The 13,576-nt window shown below is 57.2% G+C and carries 12 protein-coding genes; 8 read left to right on the top strand and 4 right to left on the bottom strand.

Annotation, left to right across the window (positions count from 1 at the left end; translation table 11 throughout):
* Nucleotides 1–23: 23 nt before the first annotated feature.
* From nusA to KG007_RS08940, 4 genes are all read right to left on the bottom strand, one after another.
* The gene (gene nusA, locus KG007_RS08955; RefSeq protein WP_195462000.1) at nucleotides 24–1,253 is read right to left on the bottom strand and encodes a transcription termination factor NusA; all 1,230 of its coding nucleotides are present in this window, start codon (nucleotides 1,251–1,253) and stop codon (nucleotides 24–26) included.
* Between the two features lie 43 nt (nucleotides 1,254–1,296).
* The gene (gene rimP / locus KG007_RS08950; protein ID WP_213348282.1) at nucleotides 1,297–1,764 is read right to left on the bottom strand and encodes a ribosome assembly cofactor RimP; all 468 of its coding nucleotides are present in this window, start codon (nucleotides 1,762–1,764) and stop codon (nucleotides 1,297–1,299) included.
* A gap of 127 nt (nucleotides 1,765–1,891) precedes the next feature.
* Nucleotides 1,892–2,686, bottom strand: coding sequence for an acyl-ACP--UDP-N-acetylglucosamine O-acyltransferase (gene lpxA, locus KG007_RS08945; RefSeq protein ID WP_195462002.1), 795 nt, complete (start codon nucleotides 2,684–2,686; stop codon nucleotides 1,892–1,894).
* A 5-nt stretch (nucleotides 2,687–2,691) separates the two neighbouring features.
* The gene (locus KG007_RS08940; protein ID WP_195462003.1) at nucleotides 2,692–4,083 is read right to left on the bottom strand and encodes a bifunctional UDP-3-O-[3-hydroxymyristoyl] N-acetylglucosamine deacetylase/3-hydroxyacyl-ACP dehydratase; all 1,392 of its coding nucleotides are present in this window, start codon (nucleotides 4,081–4,083) and stop codon (nucleotides 2,692–2,694) included.
* Between the two features lie 84 nt (nucleotides 4,084–4,167).
* Here KG007_RS08940 and KG007_RS08935 point away from each other — a divergent pair, with 84 nt between their 5' ends.
* The 8 genes from KG007_RS08935 to KG007_RS08900 all read left to right on the top strand — a co-directional run bounded on the left by KG007_RS08935 (nucleotide 4,168) and on the right by KG007_RS08900 (nucleotide 13,568).
* Complete coding sequence (locus KG007_RS08935) at nucleotides 4,168–4,971, top strand: TonB family protein (RefSeq protein ID WP_195462004.1); 804 nt, start codon at nucleotides 4,168–4,170, stop codon at nucleotides 4,969–4,971.
* 599 nt (nucleotides 4,972–5,570) lie between these two features.
* The gene (locus KG007_RS08930) at nucleotides 5,571–6,095 is read left to right on the top strand and encodes a hypothetical protein (RefSeq protein ID WP_229095556.1); all 525 of its coding nucleotides are present in this window, start codon (nucleotides 5,571–5,573) and stop codon (nucleotides 6,093–6,095) included.
* A 9-nt stretch (nucleotides 6,096–6,104) separates the two neighbouring features.
* The gene (locus KG007_RS08925; protein ID WP_195462005.1) at nucleotides 6,105–7,601 is read left to right on the top strand and encodes a potassium/proton antiporter; all 1,497 of its coding nucleotides are present in this window, start codon (nucleotides 6,105–6,107) and stop codon (nucleotides 7,599–7,601) included.
* Between the two features lie 375 nt (nucleotides 7,602–7,976).
* Nucleotides 7,977–9,629: a DUF6377 domain-containing protein gene (locus KG007_RS08920; RefSeq protein ID WP_195462006.1), complete on the top strand. Its 1,653-nt coding sequence runs from the start codon at nucleotides 7,977–7,979 to the stop codon at nucleotides 9,627–9,629.
* A gap of 222 nt (nucleotides 9,630–9,851) precedes the next feature.
* Nucleotides 9,852–10,925: a Gfo/Idh/MocA family protein gene (locus KG007_RS08915; RefSeq protein ID WP_195462007.1), complete on the top strand. Its 1,074-nt coding sequence runs from the start codon at nucleotides 9,852–9,854 to the stop codon at nucleotides 10,923–10,925.
* A gap of 29 nt (nucleotides 10,926–10,954) precedes the next feature.
* Nucleotides 10,955–11,119 carry a Sec-independent protein translocase subunit TatA/TatB gene (locus KG007_RS08910; RefSeq protein ID WP_195462008.1) on the top strand — a complete coding sequence of 55 codons (165 nt, stop codon included), beginning with the start codon at nucleotides 10,955–10,957 and terminating at the stop codon, nucleotides 11,117–11,119.
* Between the two features lie 36 nt (nucleotides 11,120–11,155).
* Entirely contained in the window at nucleotides 11,156–12,628 is a 1,473-nt protein-coding gene (locus KG007_RS08905) for a Gfo/Idh/MocA family protein (RefSeq protein ID WP_213348280.1), read from the top strand.
* A 58-nt stretch (nucleotides 12,629–12,686) separates the two neighbouring features.
* The gene (locus KG007_RS08900; protein ID WP_195462010.1) at nucleotides 12,687–13,568 is read left to right on the top strand and encodes a 3-keto-disaccharide hydrolase; all 882 of its coding nucleotides are present in this window, start codon (nucleotides 12,687–12,689) and stop codon (nucleotides 13,566–13,568) included.
* Nucleotides 13,569–13,576 lie beyond the last annotated feature (8 nt).

Here is a 13,576-nt window from a genome sequence, read left to right as displayed (position 1 = left end):
CCTTTCTTGTCTTGCGGTTTTGATTATTCGAACTCGGCCTTCAGGATGTCGATGACCTTCTGTGCCTGCTCCTGCTCCAGATCGGCGCGGGCGGCAACCTCCTCGACGGAGAGTTCCAGCACGCTCTTGGCGGTGTCGCAGCCGGCGGCCTTCAGGGCGTCGATTACCCATCCGTCGATTTCGTCGGCGAACTCCGTGAGGGCTACGTCCTCCTCCTCGACCTCGCGGTAAACGTCGATGTCGTAGCCGGTGAGCATCTTCGAGAGGCGGATGTTGAGACCGCCCTTGCCGATGGCCAGCGAAACCTGGTCGGGCTTGAGGTAGACCGAAGCGGTCATCTTCTCCTCGTCGATGGTGATCGACGAAACCTTTGCGGGGTTCAACGAACGCTGGATCATCAGCGTCGGGTTGGCCGTGTAGTTCACCACGTCGATGTTCTCGTTACGCAGTTCCTTGACGATCGAGTAGATACGCGAACCCTTCATGCCGACGCAGGCGCCTACCGGGTCGATACGCTCGTCGTAGGACTCCACGGCGACCTTGGCGCGCTCGCCGGGGATGCGGACGATCTTCTTGATGGTGATCAGTCCGTCGAAAATCTCGGGAACCTCCTGCTCGAACAGGCGCTCCAGGAACTGGTTGGCCGTACGCGAAAGGATGATACGCGGCTGGTTGTTGTTCATCTCTACCGACTTGACGATGGCTTTGATCGTGTCGCCCTTGCGGTAGAAGTCGTTGGGAATCTGCTCGGCTTTGGGAAGGATCAGTTCGTTCTCCTCGTCGTCGAGAATCAGCACCTCCTTTTTCCACACCTGGTACACTTCGCCCGTGACGATGTCGCCGACCTTCTCCGAGTATTTCTCGTAGAGGCTGGCCTTCTCCAGGTCGAGGATGCGCGAGGCGAGGTTCTGGCGCAGCGACAGCACGGCGCGGCGGCCGAACGATGCGAGTTTGATCTCGTCGGCATACTCGTCGCCGACTTCGTAGGTCGGGTCGATGGCCTTGACTTCCGAAACGGAAATCTGTGCATTGGGGTCTTCGACGGCGCCGTCTTCGACGACGGTGCGGTTACGCCAGATTTCGAGGTCGCCTTTCTCGGGGTTGATGATCACGTCGAAATTCTCGTCCGTTTCATACTGTTTTTGCAGTGCGTGGCGGAAAACGTCCTCCAGCACGCCGATCATCGTCGACTTGTCGATGTTCTTCAGCTCTTTGAACTCGGCAAAGTTGCTAATGAGATTGAGATTGTCCATTGTGTGCTTTATCTTGTTTTAATTCTTAATTCTGCCTGTCTGATTATTTGAAGTCCAGATACTCTTTCGTGTACTTGATCTCGGCGAAAGGGTATGAGCGGGTGACCTTCACCAACTGCTTTTTCTTTTTGCCTTCGATGAGCTGCTTCTCTTCGTAAGAGAGCGTGATGCCCTCTTCGGTAACCTCTTCCAGCTTGGCAAGGACCTTCACGCCGCTCATGAGCAGCACTTCGGCCGACTTGCCGGTGAGTTTGCGGTACTGACGCAGGGTCTTCAGCTCGGAACCGATGCCGGCCGACATGACCGTGAGCGAAAAATCCTCCTCCTCGCGGTCGAACTGCGCGTCGATGACGCGGCTCAACTCCGCACAGGCGTCGATGCCGACCGCCGTGTCGCTGTCGATCGTCAGTTCGATTTCATTGCCTGGCGTCGAGGTGCACTCCACAACGAACATATCCGTCCCTTCCAAATGACGTTCCGCCGCTTCGATTATCTTTTTCGTATCTATCATAGTGTTGAATTTCGGTCGAGTATAAGTATAAAATAAGGGGACTACCCGTCCCCTTACCCTTCACGCTGCCTTTCGACACCGCAAATATAGTGAAAAATTTCGATATACCAATATTTATATGCAAAATTTACTCCTCTTTTGTCTTCGATTCGTAGGGCTTGATGATGCCGCGTTTCGACGTGCGGATAAAATCGATCAGCGCGTCGCGTTCGGGGCTTTGGGGAATCTGTTTTTCCACCTCGTCGCAGCCGTTCAGGTAGTTCAGTCCGCTCTGGAAGAGGATGCGGCAGGCGTCGTGGATTTCGGCGATGCGCTCGGGTGAAAAACCGCGCCGTGCAAGGCCGATCTTGTTGATGCCCGCGAAACGCAGCGTGTCGTTGCGCACGATGACGTAGGGCGGAAGGTCCTGTCCCAGCAGCGCGCCGCCCTGCACCATGGCGTGGGCCCCGATGTGGGTCCACTGGTGGATGGCGGCATGGCCTCCGATCACTACCCAGTCGCCGACATGCACTTCGCCGGCGAGCGATACCCGGTTGGCGATCACGCAGTTGCTGCCGATGATGCAGTCGTGTCCGATGTGCACGTAGGCCATCAGCAGGTTGTTCGAGCCGATGATCGTGGTTCCTGTCGAGGCGGTTCCGCGGCTGATCGTCACGTATTCGCGGATGTCGTTGTCGTCGCCGATCTGGGTGGTGGTGATTTCACCGGCGAATTTCAGGTCCTGCGGCAGGCAGGAGACCGAAGCCGCCGTATGTACTTTGCACCGTTTGCCGATGCGTGCCCCGTCGTGAATCACGGCTCCGGGGCCGATCCAGCAGTCGTCGCCGATAACTACGTCGCCTGCGATGTATGCAAAGGGTTCTACCGTGACGTTGGCCCCGAGCTTTGCGTCGGGGTGGATGTAAGCCAGGTTGCTGATCATTTCCTTTAGTTTTTGTTTTTGACTACCTGGGCCATCATCACGGCTTCGCAGGCAAGGGTTTCGCCCACGAACGCTTTGGCCTCGACCAGGGCGACGCCCCGGCGGATCGGCTCCAGCAGGTGGATTTCGAATTGAAGCGTATCGCCCGGAACGACCTTGCGCTTGAACTTCACGCCGTCGATCTTCATGAAGTAGGTGGAGTAGTTTTCCGGGTCGGCGACGTTGCTCAGCACCATGATGCCGCTGCACTGTGCCATTGCCTCGACGATCAGCACGCCCGGCATTACGGGCTCTTCGGGGAAGTGGCCCACGAAGAACGGTTCGTTCATCGTCACGTTCTTGATGCCGGCCACCGACACGGGGTCGCAGTGGAAAATGCGGTCTACGAGCAGGAACGGCGGACGGTGGGGCAGCATGCGGCGGATGTCGTTGATGTCGTACAGCGGCGGCTTGCGGCAGTCGTAAGTGAAGCGGGGCTTTTCGCCCGCGCGGCGGATAGTCTGCTTGAGCTGCTTCATGAACTCCGTGTTGGCGAAGTGTCCCGGGCGGGTGGCCCAGACGCGGCCCTTGATGCGTACGCCCAGCAGTGCGAAGTCGCCCAGCAGGTCGAGCAGTTTGTGGCGCGCCAACTCGTTGTTGCAGCGCAGTTCGAGGTTATTGAGGTAGCCCGCCTTGATCTCGATATCGGGCTTGTTGAAGAGTTTCTTGAGTTTGTCCAGTTGCTCGTCGGGGACGGGGTTCTCCACGACCACGATGGCGTTGTCCAGATCGCCGCCCTTGATCAGGTTCATGTTGATCAGCGGCTCCAGTTCGTGCAGGAAGACGAACGTGCGGCAGGGCGAGATCTTGCCGGCGAAGTCGTCGCCGGGGTTGAAGGTGGCGTACTGGTTGCCGATAACCTTCGAATTGTAGTCCACATGCACCGAGACCGAGAACTCGTCGTCGGGGTAGAGGATGATCGCCACGCCCTTCTCGGGGATCGTGTAGACCATCTTTTCGGTCACGTGGTAGAACTGCCGTTCGGCGTCCTGGTCCGTGAGTCCGGTTTTGGTGATGGCCTGGGCGTATTCGCGGGCCGAGCCGTCCATGATGGGGGTTTCGGGGGCGTCGATGTCGATCACGGCGTTATCCACGCCGAGGGTCCAGAGCGCTGACATGATGTGTTCGATGGTCGATACGCGGTGACCGCCGGCTTCGATGGTCGTACCGCGCGAAGTATCTACGACGTTGTCGCACAAGGCAGGAATTATAGGTTGTCCTTCGAGGTCGGTGCGGCGGAATACGATTCCGGTTCCGGCTTCGGCAGGATTCACGGTCATGGTAACTCGGACGCCCGTATGCAGGCCCTTTCCCGAAAAAGAGATCGGCGCCTTCAGCGTTTGTTGTTTGGTTGACATAAGCGGAGTTCTAATATTTGCGCGCAAAGATAGAAAAATTTCGGTAAAAAACGTTACTTTTGCTCAAAATTCCGACAGACAGCAATGACAGAAACACCCCGTGACAACAAACCCCGCCCTGCCCGGCGGCCGCGTATCAAACTACCTTTCGACAAACGCCGGGAGGATGTCGGATCGTGGACCTACGACCATCGTATCGGTTTGTGCGTCACGATTATAGCCTATCTGGTGCTGATGATCGTCTTCGTGTCGTCGAAGATCGTCGTAGGCGGCCGTTCGCACCAGCAGGGCATGTACATCGACCTGCAGACTTTGGCCGAAATGGAGCAGGAACGCGACCGGCTGGAACGCGAGGTGCGCGAGCGCCAGCAGCAGGAAGAGATCGACTGGCGCAGCATTCGCAACCAGGCGTCGAACGAAAATGCCCTGAACGAGAAGCTCCGCGACGACCGCGGGACCAACGCCGCAGCGCTGAACGAAGCGGCCGCCGAGGCCGAAGCGCGGATGCGCGCCAACCGCGAGGCATACGAGCAGGGGCTTGCCGAGGAACGGGCTATCCGCGAACGCCGCGGCAAGGAGGACGGCGCCGAGCGTCAGGACCGCAAGGTCAAAGGCCGCGTGACGGTGTCGTTTTCGATCTCCAATCCTGTGCGCACGTCGCGTTATCTGGAGGTCCCGGCCTACCTGTGCGAGGGCGGGGGTGAGGTCGTAGTTGCCGTTACCGTGGACCGTGCGGGTAAGGTCGTCGGTGCGCGCGTCTCCGAAGGCGGTGACGAGTGCATGCGTGAATCGGCCCTGCGTGCGGCCCGCAACTCGCTGTTCAACATCGACAATTCGGCTCCCGCCAAGCAGACCGGGACGATCACTTATATTTTTATTCCCCAGTAAGCCTTGCATCTGTTGCGGCCGGCTTGCGGGAATACGGCGGCGACCCCTGCCTGGTGTCGATTTGCGGCATTTTGAACAGAAATACTGTTTTTTATTTTCAGATTTTATTTATATCTTTGTCTCTGTTCCGAATCCAAAATGCGTAAATTACTGTTCATATTGTTGGCCCTGGCGGGATGTCTGCTTTTTTCGGAGGGCAGCGGCGATGTGCATGCCCGGGAGGCCGTGCATTCGGCGGTCTTTTCCAGCAGCGATATGCATGTCGATCAATGGCAGTGTGAGCGTGTTTACAATTCGGATTTAAATCAACCCCGTGTTTCCGGAGAGGCGGAAGCGTCCCCCTCGGCCCCCACGTTCCAGCGCACCGGGCCCGGATGGGCGGCTCGCCTGGCGCTGCATTGCGTCGCGTCGTGCCATTGCGGCACGGGAGTTGTCAAACTAACCTCAGCGTTTCGATCTCTTTATCTTTCGCCTGGCCTACATGCCGTAGACTATTATGTTTACCGCCTGCGCCGGCTCATTATTTAGCGTAGCGTATTTCCCGGACGGTTTACCGTTTTTTTTGCCTGAAATACCAACGTTAAAATAATGAAAAAGATATGGATAAGATTAAAATCTGCGAGGCGATGTACGCCTTGCCCGGGGAGGTCGTGGTACGCCGCCGCAAATCCCTCGTAATACCTGCCGTGCTGCTTGCAGCCGGCGTGGCGATACTGGTTCTGAATCACATTTACGGAGCTTCGATGACCAATAACCTCCGCTCGTCGGCGGTGTTTATCGGCGGTTCGCTGGCCCTGGCGGGGATGATCACGCTAGCTGCGCGCTATTTCAGCGCCGAGGGTGCGCCTTACTACCGTCCCGGACACAGCTACCTGCGTTACGAAGAGCTCTATTTCGAGCGTTCGCAGAGCCATGCTGTCGTGGACCTCGTGGCGGAAGGCGATGTGCAGCGTTTGCTGACGATGCCGCACGCGCAGGTTCCGGCGATCTCCGTGGTTGTATACCGTACGCCCGACAGCCGTTTTGCCGCCATGCAGGCTTTCGAGTATACCGATTTGGAATACAGGCCGCTGACCCGGTTGCAGATCGTCGACGGGCCGGAGATGCAAACGGCAAAAAATTAATTTTAAAGAATGATAGACATCAGTGGTGAAAATGTAGTATTGGTCGGTGCGCTGCTGCTCTTTGTGGCGGTGATGGCCGGCAAGGTCGCTTACCGTTTCGGCGCCCCGGCGTTGTTGCTCTTCCTGGGGGTCGGCATGTTGTTCGGACTGAATTTCATTTCGTTCCGTTCGGTCGAAATGACGCAGTTCGTCGGTATGATCGCGCTGTGCATCATCCTCTTCACGGGTGGTATGGACACCTCTTTCCAGGAGATAAAACCCGTCATCGGGCCGGGCGTCGTGCTGGCTACGGTGGGGGTGGTGATGACGGCCGTGGTACTGGCGGGCTTCGTATGGCTCGTCGCTCCGTGGCTCGACCTGGAAATCTCCTTCACGCTGGCCCTGCTGCTGGCCTCCACGATGTCTTCGACCGACTCGGCGTCGGTTTTCTCGATCCTGCGAAGTAAGAAACAGGGGCTCAAACAGCACCTCCGCCCGTTGCTGGAGTTGGAGAGCGGTTCGAACGACCCGATGGCCTACATGCTCACGATCCTGCTGATCGGCGTCGTGACCAACTCGTCGGGCAGTACCGGGATGGGCATGAGCATCCTTTATTTCGTGATCCAGATGGTCGTCGGAGCGCTTTCGGGCTACCTGATCGGGCGGCTGGCGGTGTGGACGATCAACAAGATCAACCTCGCCAACCACTCGCTCTACTCGGTGCTGCTGCTGGCATTTATCTTCTTTGCCTTCGCTTTCACCGACCTGATCAAGGGCAACGGCTACCTCGCGGTTTATCTTGCGGGCTTGGTCGTGGGCAACCATAAACTGGCGCAGAAACGCTCGCTGACGGTCTTTTTCGACGGTTTCACGTGGCTCATGCAGATCGTGATGTTCCTTACGCTGGGCCTGTTCGTCAACAGCGACGAACTGCTGCGTCCCGAGGTGCTGATCCTCGGCTGTGCGGTCGGTGCGTTCATGATCCTCGTGGCGCGTCCCGTCACGGTCCTTGCCTGCCTGCTGCCTTTCCGGCATTTCACGACCAAGGCGCGCCTCTATGTTTCGTGGGTGGGCCTGCGCGGCGCCGTGCCGATCCTGTTCGCCATCTACCCGATGATGGCGGGTGTCGAGCATGCCGAGTTGTTGTTCAATGTAGTCTTCCTTTCGACGATCATCTCCCTCCTGGTGCAGGGTACGACCGTGAGCGGCATGGCCAACCTGCTGGGACTGGCCTACGAGGAACGGGAATCGGCTTTCAACGTCGAGATGCACGAGGAGATGAAATCGGCGCTTACGGAGGTCGAGGTCAACGAAAGCCTGCTCGCCAGCGGGCAGACGCTCAAGGACATCACCCTGCCGGAGAATACACTGGTGATGATGGTCTGCCGCGACGGGGAGTACTTCGTGCCGCAGGGTAAAACGGAGCTTAAGCTGGGCGATAAACTGCTGGTCATTTCGGACCGCAGCGAGGAGCTCGAAAGCACCTATAAGGATATGGGCATCGACGATGTGATGAAACTGGGATAGCCCGGCCTCATTGTCTGTAAATTACGCTTCGGATTGCCTCCCGGGGCACTCCGCCGGACGGGCGGATAATGGCTGAGGCCCCGGCGATTCTGTCGCCGGGGCCTCTTTTTTTTGCCCGGGACGCTCGGTATTCCGGCGATTTTTCGTATCTTGAACCGGAAAAACGGATTTATGTGTTTCGAAACCCGGACCGGAGGCCGGAATACCCCCGTCATTTCGATTCGTGCTACGGAGTAATTTCCTTTATGGCAATAAACAAATAAGAAAATCGAAAACAGGACAATAAAAAGTTAAAAAAGGCAATTTTAATTCGACGAATAGTTGTAACTTCGTGACGTTTAAGGACGCCTTTCCGCGGCGGCCGGACCCGACCCTATGAAACTGCTGAAACCTACATACCTGCTGCAAATGTTGCTGCTGCTGTCGGCCGTGACGGTTGTTTTGTCCGCCTGTGAGGAGAACGAAACCAAATCGCTGTCGGAGCAACTGGATCACATGATCGCCAACCGGCAGGTCTACGACTGCGAAAAGGAGCAGCGGATCGTCGATTTGCGTCACCTGCTGAGCGTGAGCGGCCTGACTCCGGAGCAGGAGTACGAGATCAACGACAAACTGTTCGCGGAGTTTCACAAATACAAACTCGATTCGGCCATCCGCTACATGGAGCGCAATGTCGTTCTTGCGCGCCGGCTGGGCAACCGCCGCAACGCCTGCATTTCGGGCATCCGCCTGGCCGAACTCTATTCGTCGACGGGCATGTCCATCGAGGCGAAGCGGATGCTGGATTCGATCGACCGCCGTTCGGTCACACGCGACCTGCTGCCGGTCTATTACAAGGCTTACAACCGTTTCTACCAGCAATATGTGGCTTTCAGCGGGCAGAAGCATTTCCGCGAACTGGAGGAACGTTACCAGGATTCGGTGATCATGACGGCCGACACCGCTTCGCTGCGTTACAAACTCGACCTGCTCTACCAGATGAGCCGCCGGGACCAGTCGCACGAAATGGAGGTCCGGCTGCTCGATTTCCTGAACAGCCTCGAACCCGATTCGCAGGTCTACGCCGAGTGCGCCTATTCGGTGGGCAGTTTCTACCGCCGCCGCGGGGACGACTGGCTGGCGCGCAAATACTACATGATTTCGGCGATGACCGATGTCCGGAACTCCACGAAGGAGAACGCGGCCTTCCAGGCGCTGGCGACGCTCTATTACCGCCACGACGACCTCTTCCGGGCCTTCAAATACACCCAGGCCGCCGTCGAGGACGCGCTGTTCAGCAACGTGCAGTTCCGCACGGTGCAGATGTCGGAACTTTATTCGATCATCATCGCTTCGCACCAGGCCAAGGAGTCGAAGATCAAACACAAACTGCAGCACTACCTGGTGCTGATCAGCGTACTTTCGGTGGTCCTGGTCCTGCTGTTCGTCTATCTCTACAAGCAGCTTCGGCGGGTCAACCGCATCAAGGAGGAGCTTTCGGACACCAACGAAAAGCTGGCCCGGCTCAACGAGGAACTCGCCGAGAAGAACGAGCAGTTGTCGGACTCCAATGCCGTCAAGGTGCAGTACATCGCGCGTTTCTTCGACCTTTGCTCCATGTATATCGACAAGATGGACGACTACCGCAAGTCGCTGAAGAAGCTGGCCCAGGACCGGAAGTTCGAGGACCTCTACAAGCGGCTGAAATCGACCTCGATGCTCGAAGAGGAGCAGGAGGAACTCTACAAGAATTTCGACGCCATTTTCCTGAACCTCTATCCGTCGTTCGTCGAGGACTTCAATGCCCTGTTGACCGAGGACGAACGGATCGTGCTCAAGCAGGAGGACCTGCTGAACAAGGAGCTTCGGATTTACGCCCTGCTGCGCCTGGGAATTACCGACAGCGTGAAGATCGCTTCGTTCCTGCGCTGTTCGCTGTCGACCGTGTATAACTACCGGACCAAGGTGCGCAACAAGGCCGCCATTTCGCGCGAAGAGTTCGAAAAAATGGTCATGAAGATTGGCACGGCGCACAAAACAGACAGTTGAGTCATTCCAGATTGTCTACATTTTTCAGGTCGTTTTAAAATGTAAAATATTGGTAATTAATTATATGGGTCAAATCAGGTTCTACATTTTCCGATTCAGTTTTCAAACCGATACCTATTCCGGTTAATTTTGTAATCGACGCGGCGCTCCTGCCGGTTTTACCATCCGGGAACGACCGCCGCGACATTGAACCTACTTTTAACCGACCTTATTGACTACACAATGAATCCTGTAAAAGTTGGCCTTATCGGCTTCGGCAGAATGGGAGGTTTCTACCTCGAACAGATGCAGAAAAGCGGCAAATGGGACGTGGCTTACATTTGCGATGTCTGCGCTGAATCGCGGGAACTGGCGCGCAGGCTGGCCCCCGGGGCGAAGGTGATCGACGACGAACAGGTTATCTTCGACGATCCCGAAGTGCAGGTCGTGGGCCTTTTCGCCCTCGCCGACTCGCGCAAGCTGCAAATCGAAAAGGCTTTTGCCGCCGGCAAGCATGTCATCGCCGAAAAACCCATCTCCGACAGTATCGAAAACGAATGGCAGGCCGTGGACCTGGCTGAAAATACATCGCTTTTCTCGACGGTCAATCTCTACCTGCGCAATTCCTGGTATCATAATACGATCAAAGATTTTATCGCCCAGGGCGAAATCGGCGAACTGGCTATCGTGCGGGTTTGCCATATGACTCCCGGACTGGCTCCCGGCGAAGGCCACGAGTACGAGGGCCCTTCGTTCCACGACTGCGGTATGCACTATGTGGACATCGCACGCTGGTATGCCGGATCGGAATTCAAAACCTGGAACGCCCAGGCCGTCAGGATGTGGAACTACAAGGACCCGTGGTGGCTGCAATGCCACGGAACGTTCGAAAACGGGGTGGTGTTCGACATCACGCAGGGGCATGTCTACGGCCAGCTCGCCGAGACGCAGACCCACAACTCCTATGTGGACATCATCGGTACGAAAGGTATCGCTCGTATGACCCACGACTTCAAGACCGCGATCGTCGAACTGCACGGCGTGACGCAGACCCACCGGTTGATCCAGCCCTACGGCGGCAAGAATATCGACACGCTGTGCAAACTCTTCGCCGAGTCGATCGAGACGGGCCGCCGCAGCGAGGCGCTTCCCGAGTTCCGCGATGCGGCGATCGCTTCGGAGTACGCCTGGCGCTTTTTGCAGGATGCCCGGGGGCACGACCTCCCGGCCATCGGCGAACTGGAGACCCTCCGGCAGATCCGCGAACGCCGCCGGACGATGAAAAACGGCTACGGACTGCTTCGTAAACATGCATAAATCCACATAACCTTAAAACTACCTGAACTATGAATCATCTGCTATTTATCGGCGTGGGACAGATTGTCGTCATCGCACTCGTGGTGCTGCTGTTGTTCGGCGGCACGAAGATCCCGGAATTGATGAAGGGCCTCGGCAAGGGCTACAAGATTTTCAAGGACGAGGTCGACAACATCGAAAAGAACATCAAATAACCTCAATACTAACTTAAATTTAAACCTCGAGAAACGATGGCAAAAGAAATGTCAAGAAGAACGTTCCTGAAGCAGGGAGCGGCTGCCGCGATCGGCTTAGCGGTCGTTCCCAGCACGGTTCTGGGTAAGAAGTTCGGATACACGGCCCCCAGCGACAAACTCAACATCCTGGGCGTCGGTGTCGGCGGACGCGGCGCTTCGGTGCTGAAGGGGCTGGAGAGCCAGAACATCATCGGCCTTTGCGATGTCGACTGGAAGTATGCCGACCATGTTTTCCAGCGTTATCCTGCGGCCAAGAAGTTCAACGACTACCGCAAGATGTACGACGAGATGCTCAAGTCGGCCGATGCCGTGATGGTCGCTACCGCAGACCACACGCACGCAATCATCGCCGCCGACGCGATGACTGCCGGCAAGCACGTTTATTGCGAGAAACCGCTGACCCATACCGTCTACGAGTCGCGTCTGCTGACCAAGCTGGCCGACAAATACAAGGTTGCCACGCAGATGGGTAACCAGGGTGCTTCGGCCGAGGGCGTCCGCAAGGTCTGCGAGTGGATATGGAACGGCGAAATCGGCGAGGTTACCCGTGTGGATACCTTTACCGACCGTCCTATCTGGCCGCAGGGGCTGGCACGTCCCGAGGAGGACATGCGCATTCCCAAGACGATGAACTGGGATTCGTTTATCGGCCCGGCTCCTTACCGTCCCTACAATTCGGCTTACACGCCGTGGAACTTCCGCGGATGGTGGGATTTCGGTACGGGTGCGCTGGGCGATATGGCCTGCCACATCCTGCATCCCGTGTTCAAGGGTCTCAAACTGGGTTATCCGACCAAGGTCGAGGGCAGTTCGACGCTGCTGCTGAACGAGTCGGCTCCTTCGGCGCAGCGCGTGAAGTTCGTCTTCCCGGCCCGCGACAACATGCCGAAAGTGGCCATGCCCGAAGTCGAGGTTCACTGGTACGACGGCGGTCTGATGCCGGAGCGTCCCGCAGGGCTTCCCGCTGGCAAGAACCTCAACGTGAGCGGCGGCGCCGCCATCTTCTACGGTACGAAGGATACGCTGATCTGCGGCTGCTACGGCAAGGATCCCTACCTGGTTTCGGGTCGTGTTCCCGAGGCTCCGAAGGTGCTGCGCGAGATCACCGAGTCGCACCAGATGGACTGGGTGCGTGCCTGCAAGGAGGACGCCGACGACCGTGTGCTTTCCGCATCGGACTTCAGCGAGGCCGGACCGTTCAACGAAATGGTCGTCATGGGCGTGCTGGCAGTCCGCCTGCAGGGCCTCAACCAGGTGCTGGAGTGGGACGGCCCGAACATGCGCTTCACGAACATTCCGGACGATGCCACGATCCGGACGGTTATCAAGGACGGTTTCCACATCAAGGACGGACACCCGACCTTCGACAAGACCTGGACCGATCCCGTGAACGCTCAGCAGTTCGCCCAGGAACTTATCAAACACAACTACCGCGAAGGTTGGGCGCTTCCCGACATGCCGCGTTAATCCCGTGCAGCGAAAGTACGGAACCGAATTTACGAAAACTTAAAAAACAGAAAGAATAATGAAAAAGATCCTTTTGTATTCAGCGTGCGCCGCTCTGACGGCAATGATGGCTGCCTGTGGCGGCCCGGGCGGAAAAGCCAAGACGGCCGATGACAAGACGGCCGATGCCAAAACCGAAAAGAAGGCCGTTCCCGAATACACGGTCGTGAACAACGCACAGGTGGACCTTGCCTCGTTCCCGCAGGACAAGGACGGTTACTACGTGATTTTCGACGGCAAGACGCTCAACGGCTGGCGCGGCTACGGCAAGGACAAGGCGCCTTCGCGCTGGACGGTCGACAACGGAGCCATCAAGTTCAACGGCTCGGGCGGCGGCGAAGCGCAGACCGGCGAGGGCGGCGACCTGATTTTCGCCAAGAAGTTCAAGAACTTCGAACTTGAAATGGAGTGGAAGGTTTCGAAGGGCGGTAACTCGGGTATTTTCTACCTGGCCCAGGAGGTTACGACCCAGAAGGACGGTAAAACCAAGTACGAGCCGATCTATATCTCGTCCCCCGAGTATCAGGTGCTCGACAACGCGAACCATCCCGATGCCAAGCTGGGCGTGGACGGCAACCGCATGTCGGCGTCGCTCTACGACATGATTCCCGCCGTTCCGCAGAACCAGAAGCCCTTCGGCGAGTGGAACAAGGCCAAAATCATGGTTTACAAAGGTACTGTCGTACACGGTCAGAACGATAAGAACGTGGTCGAATACCACCTGTGGACTCCCCAGTGGACCGAGATGCTGGAGAACAGCAAGTTCAGCCCCGAGAAGTGGCCCCTGGCATTCGAACTGCTCAACAACTGCGGCGGCGAGAACCACGAAGGCTATATCGGCCTTCAGGACCATGGTGACGATGTTTGGTTCCGCAATATCCGCATCAAGGTTCTCGACTAGTCCCGGAT

Origin of the sequence: Alistipes montrealensis, assembly GCF_018362775.1 — a bacterium.
GTDB classification, from domain to species: Bacteria; Bacteroidota; Bacteroidia; order Bacteroidales; family Rikenellaceae; genus Alistipes; species Alistipes montrealensis.
The sequence above is the reverse complement of the archived record's forward strand: the minus strand, read 5'-3'. Positions and strand labels throughout refer to the sequence as shown.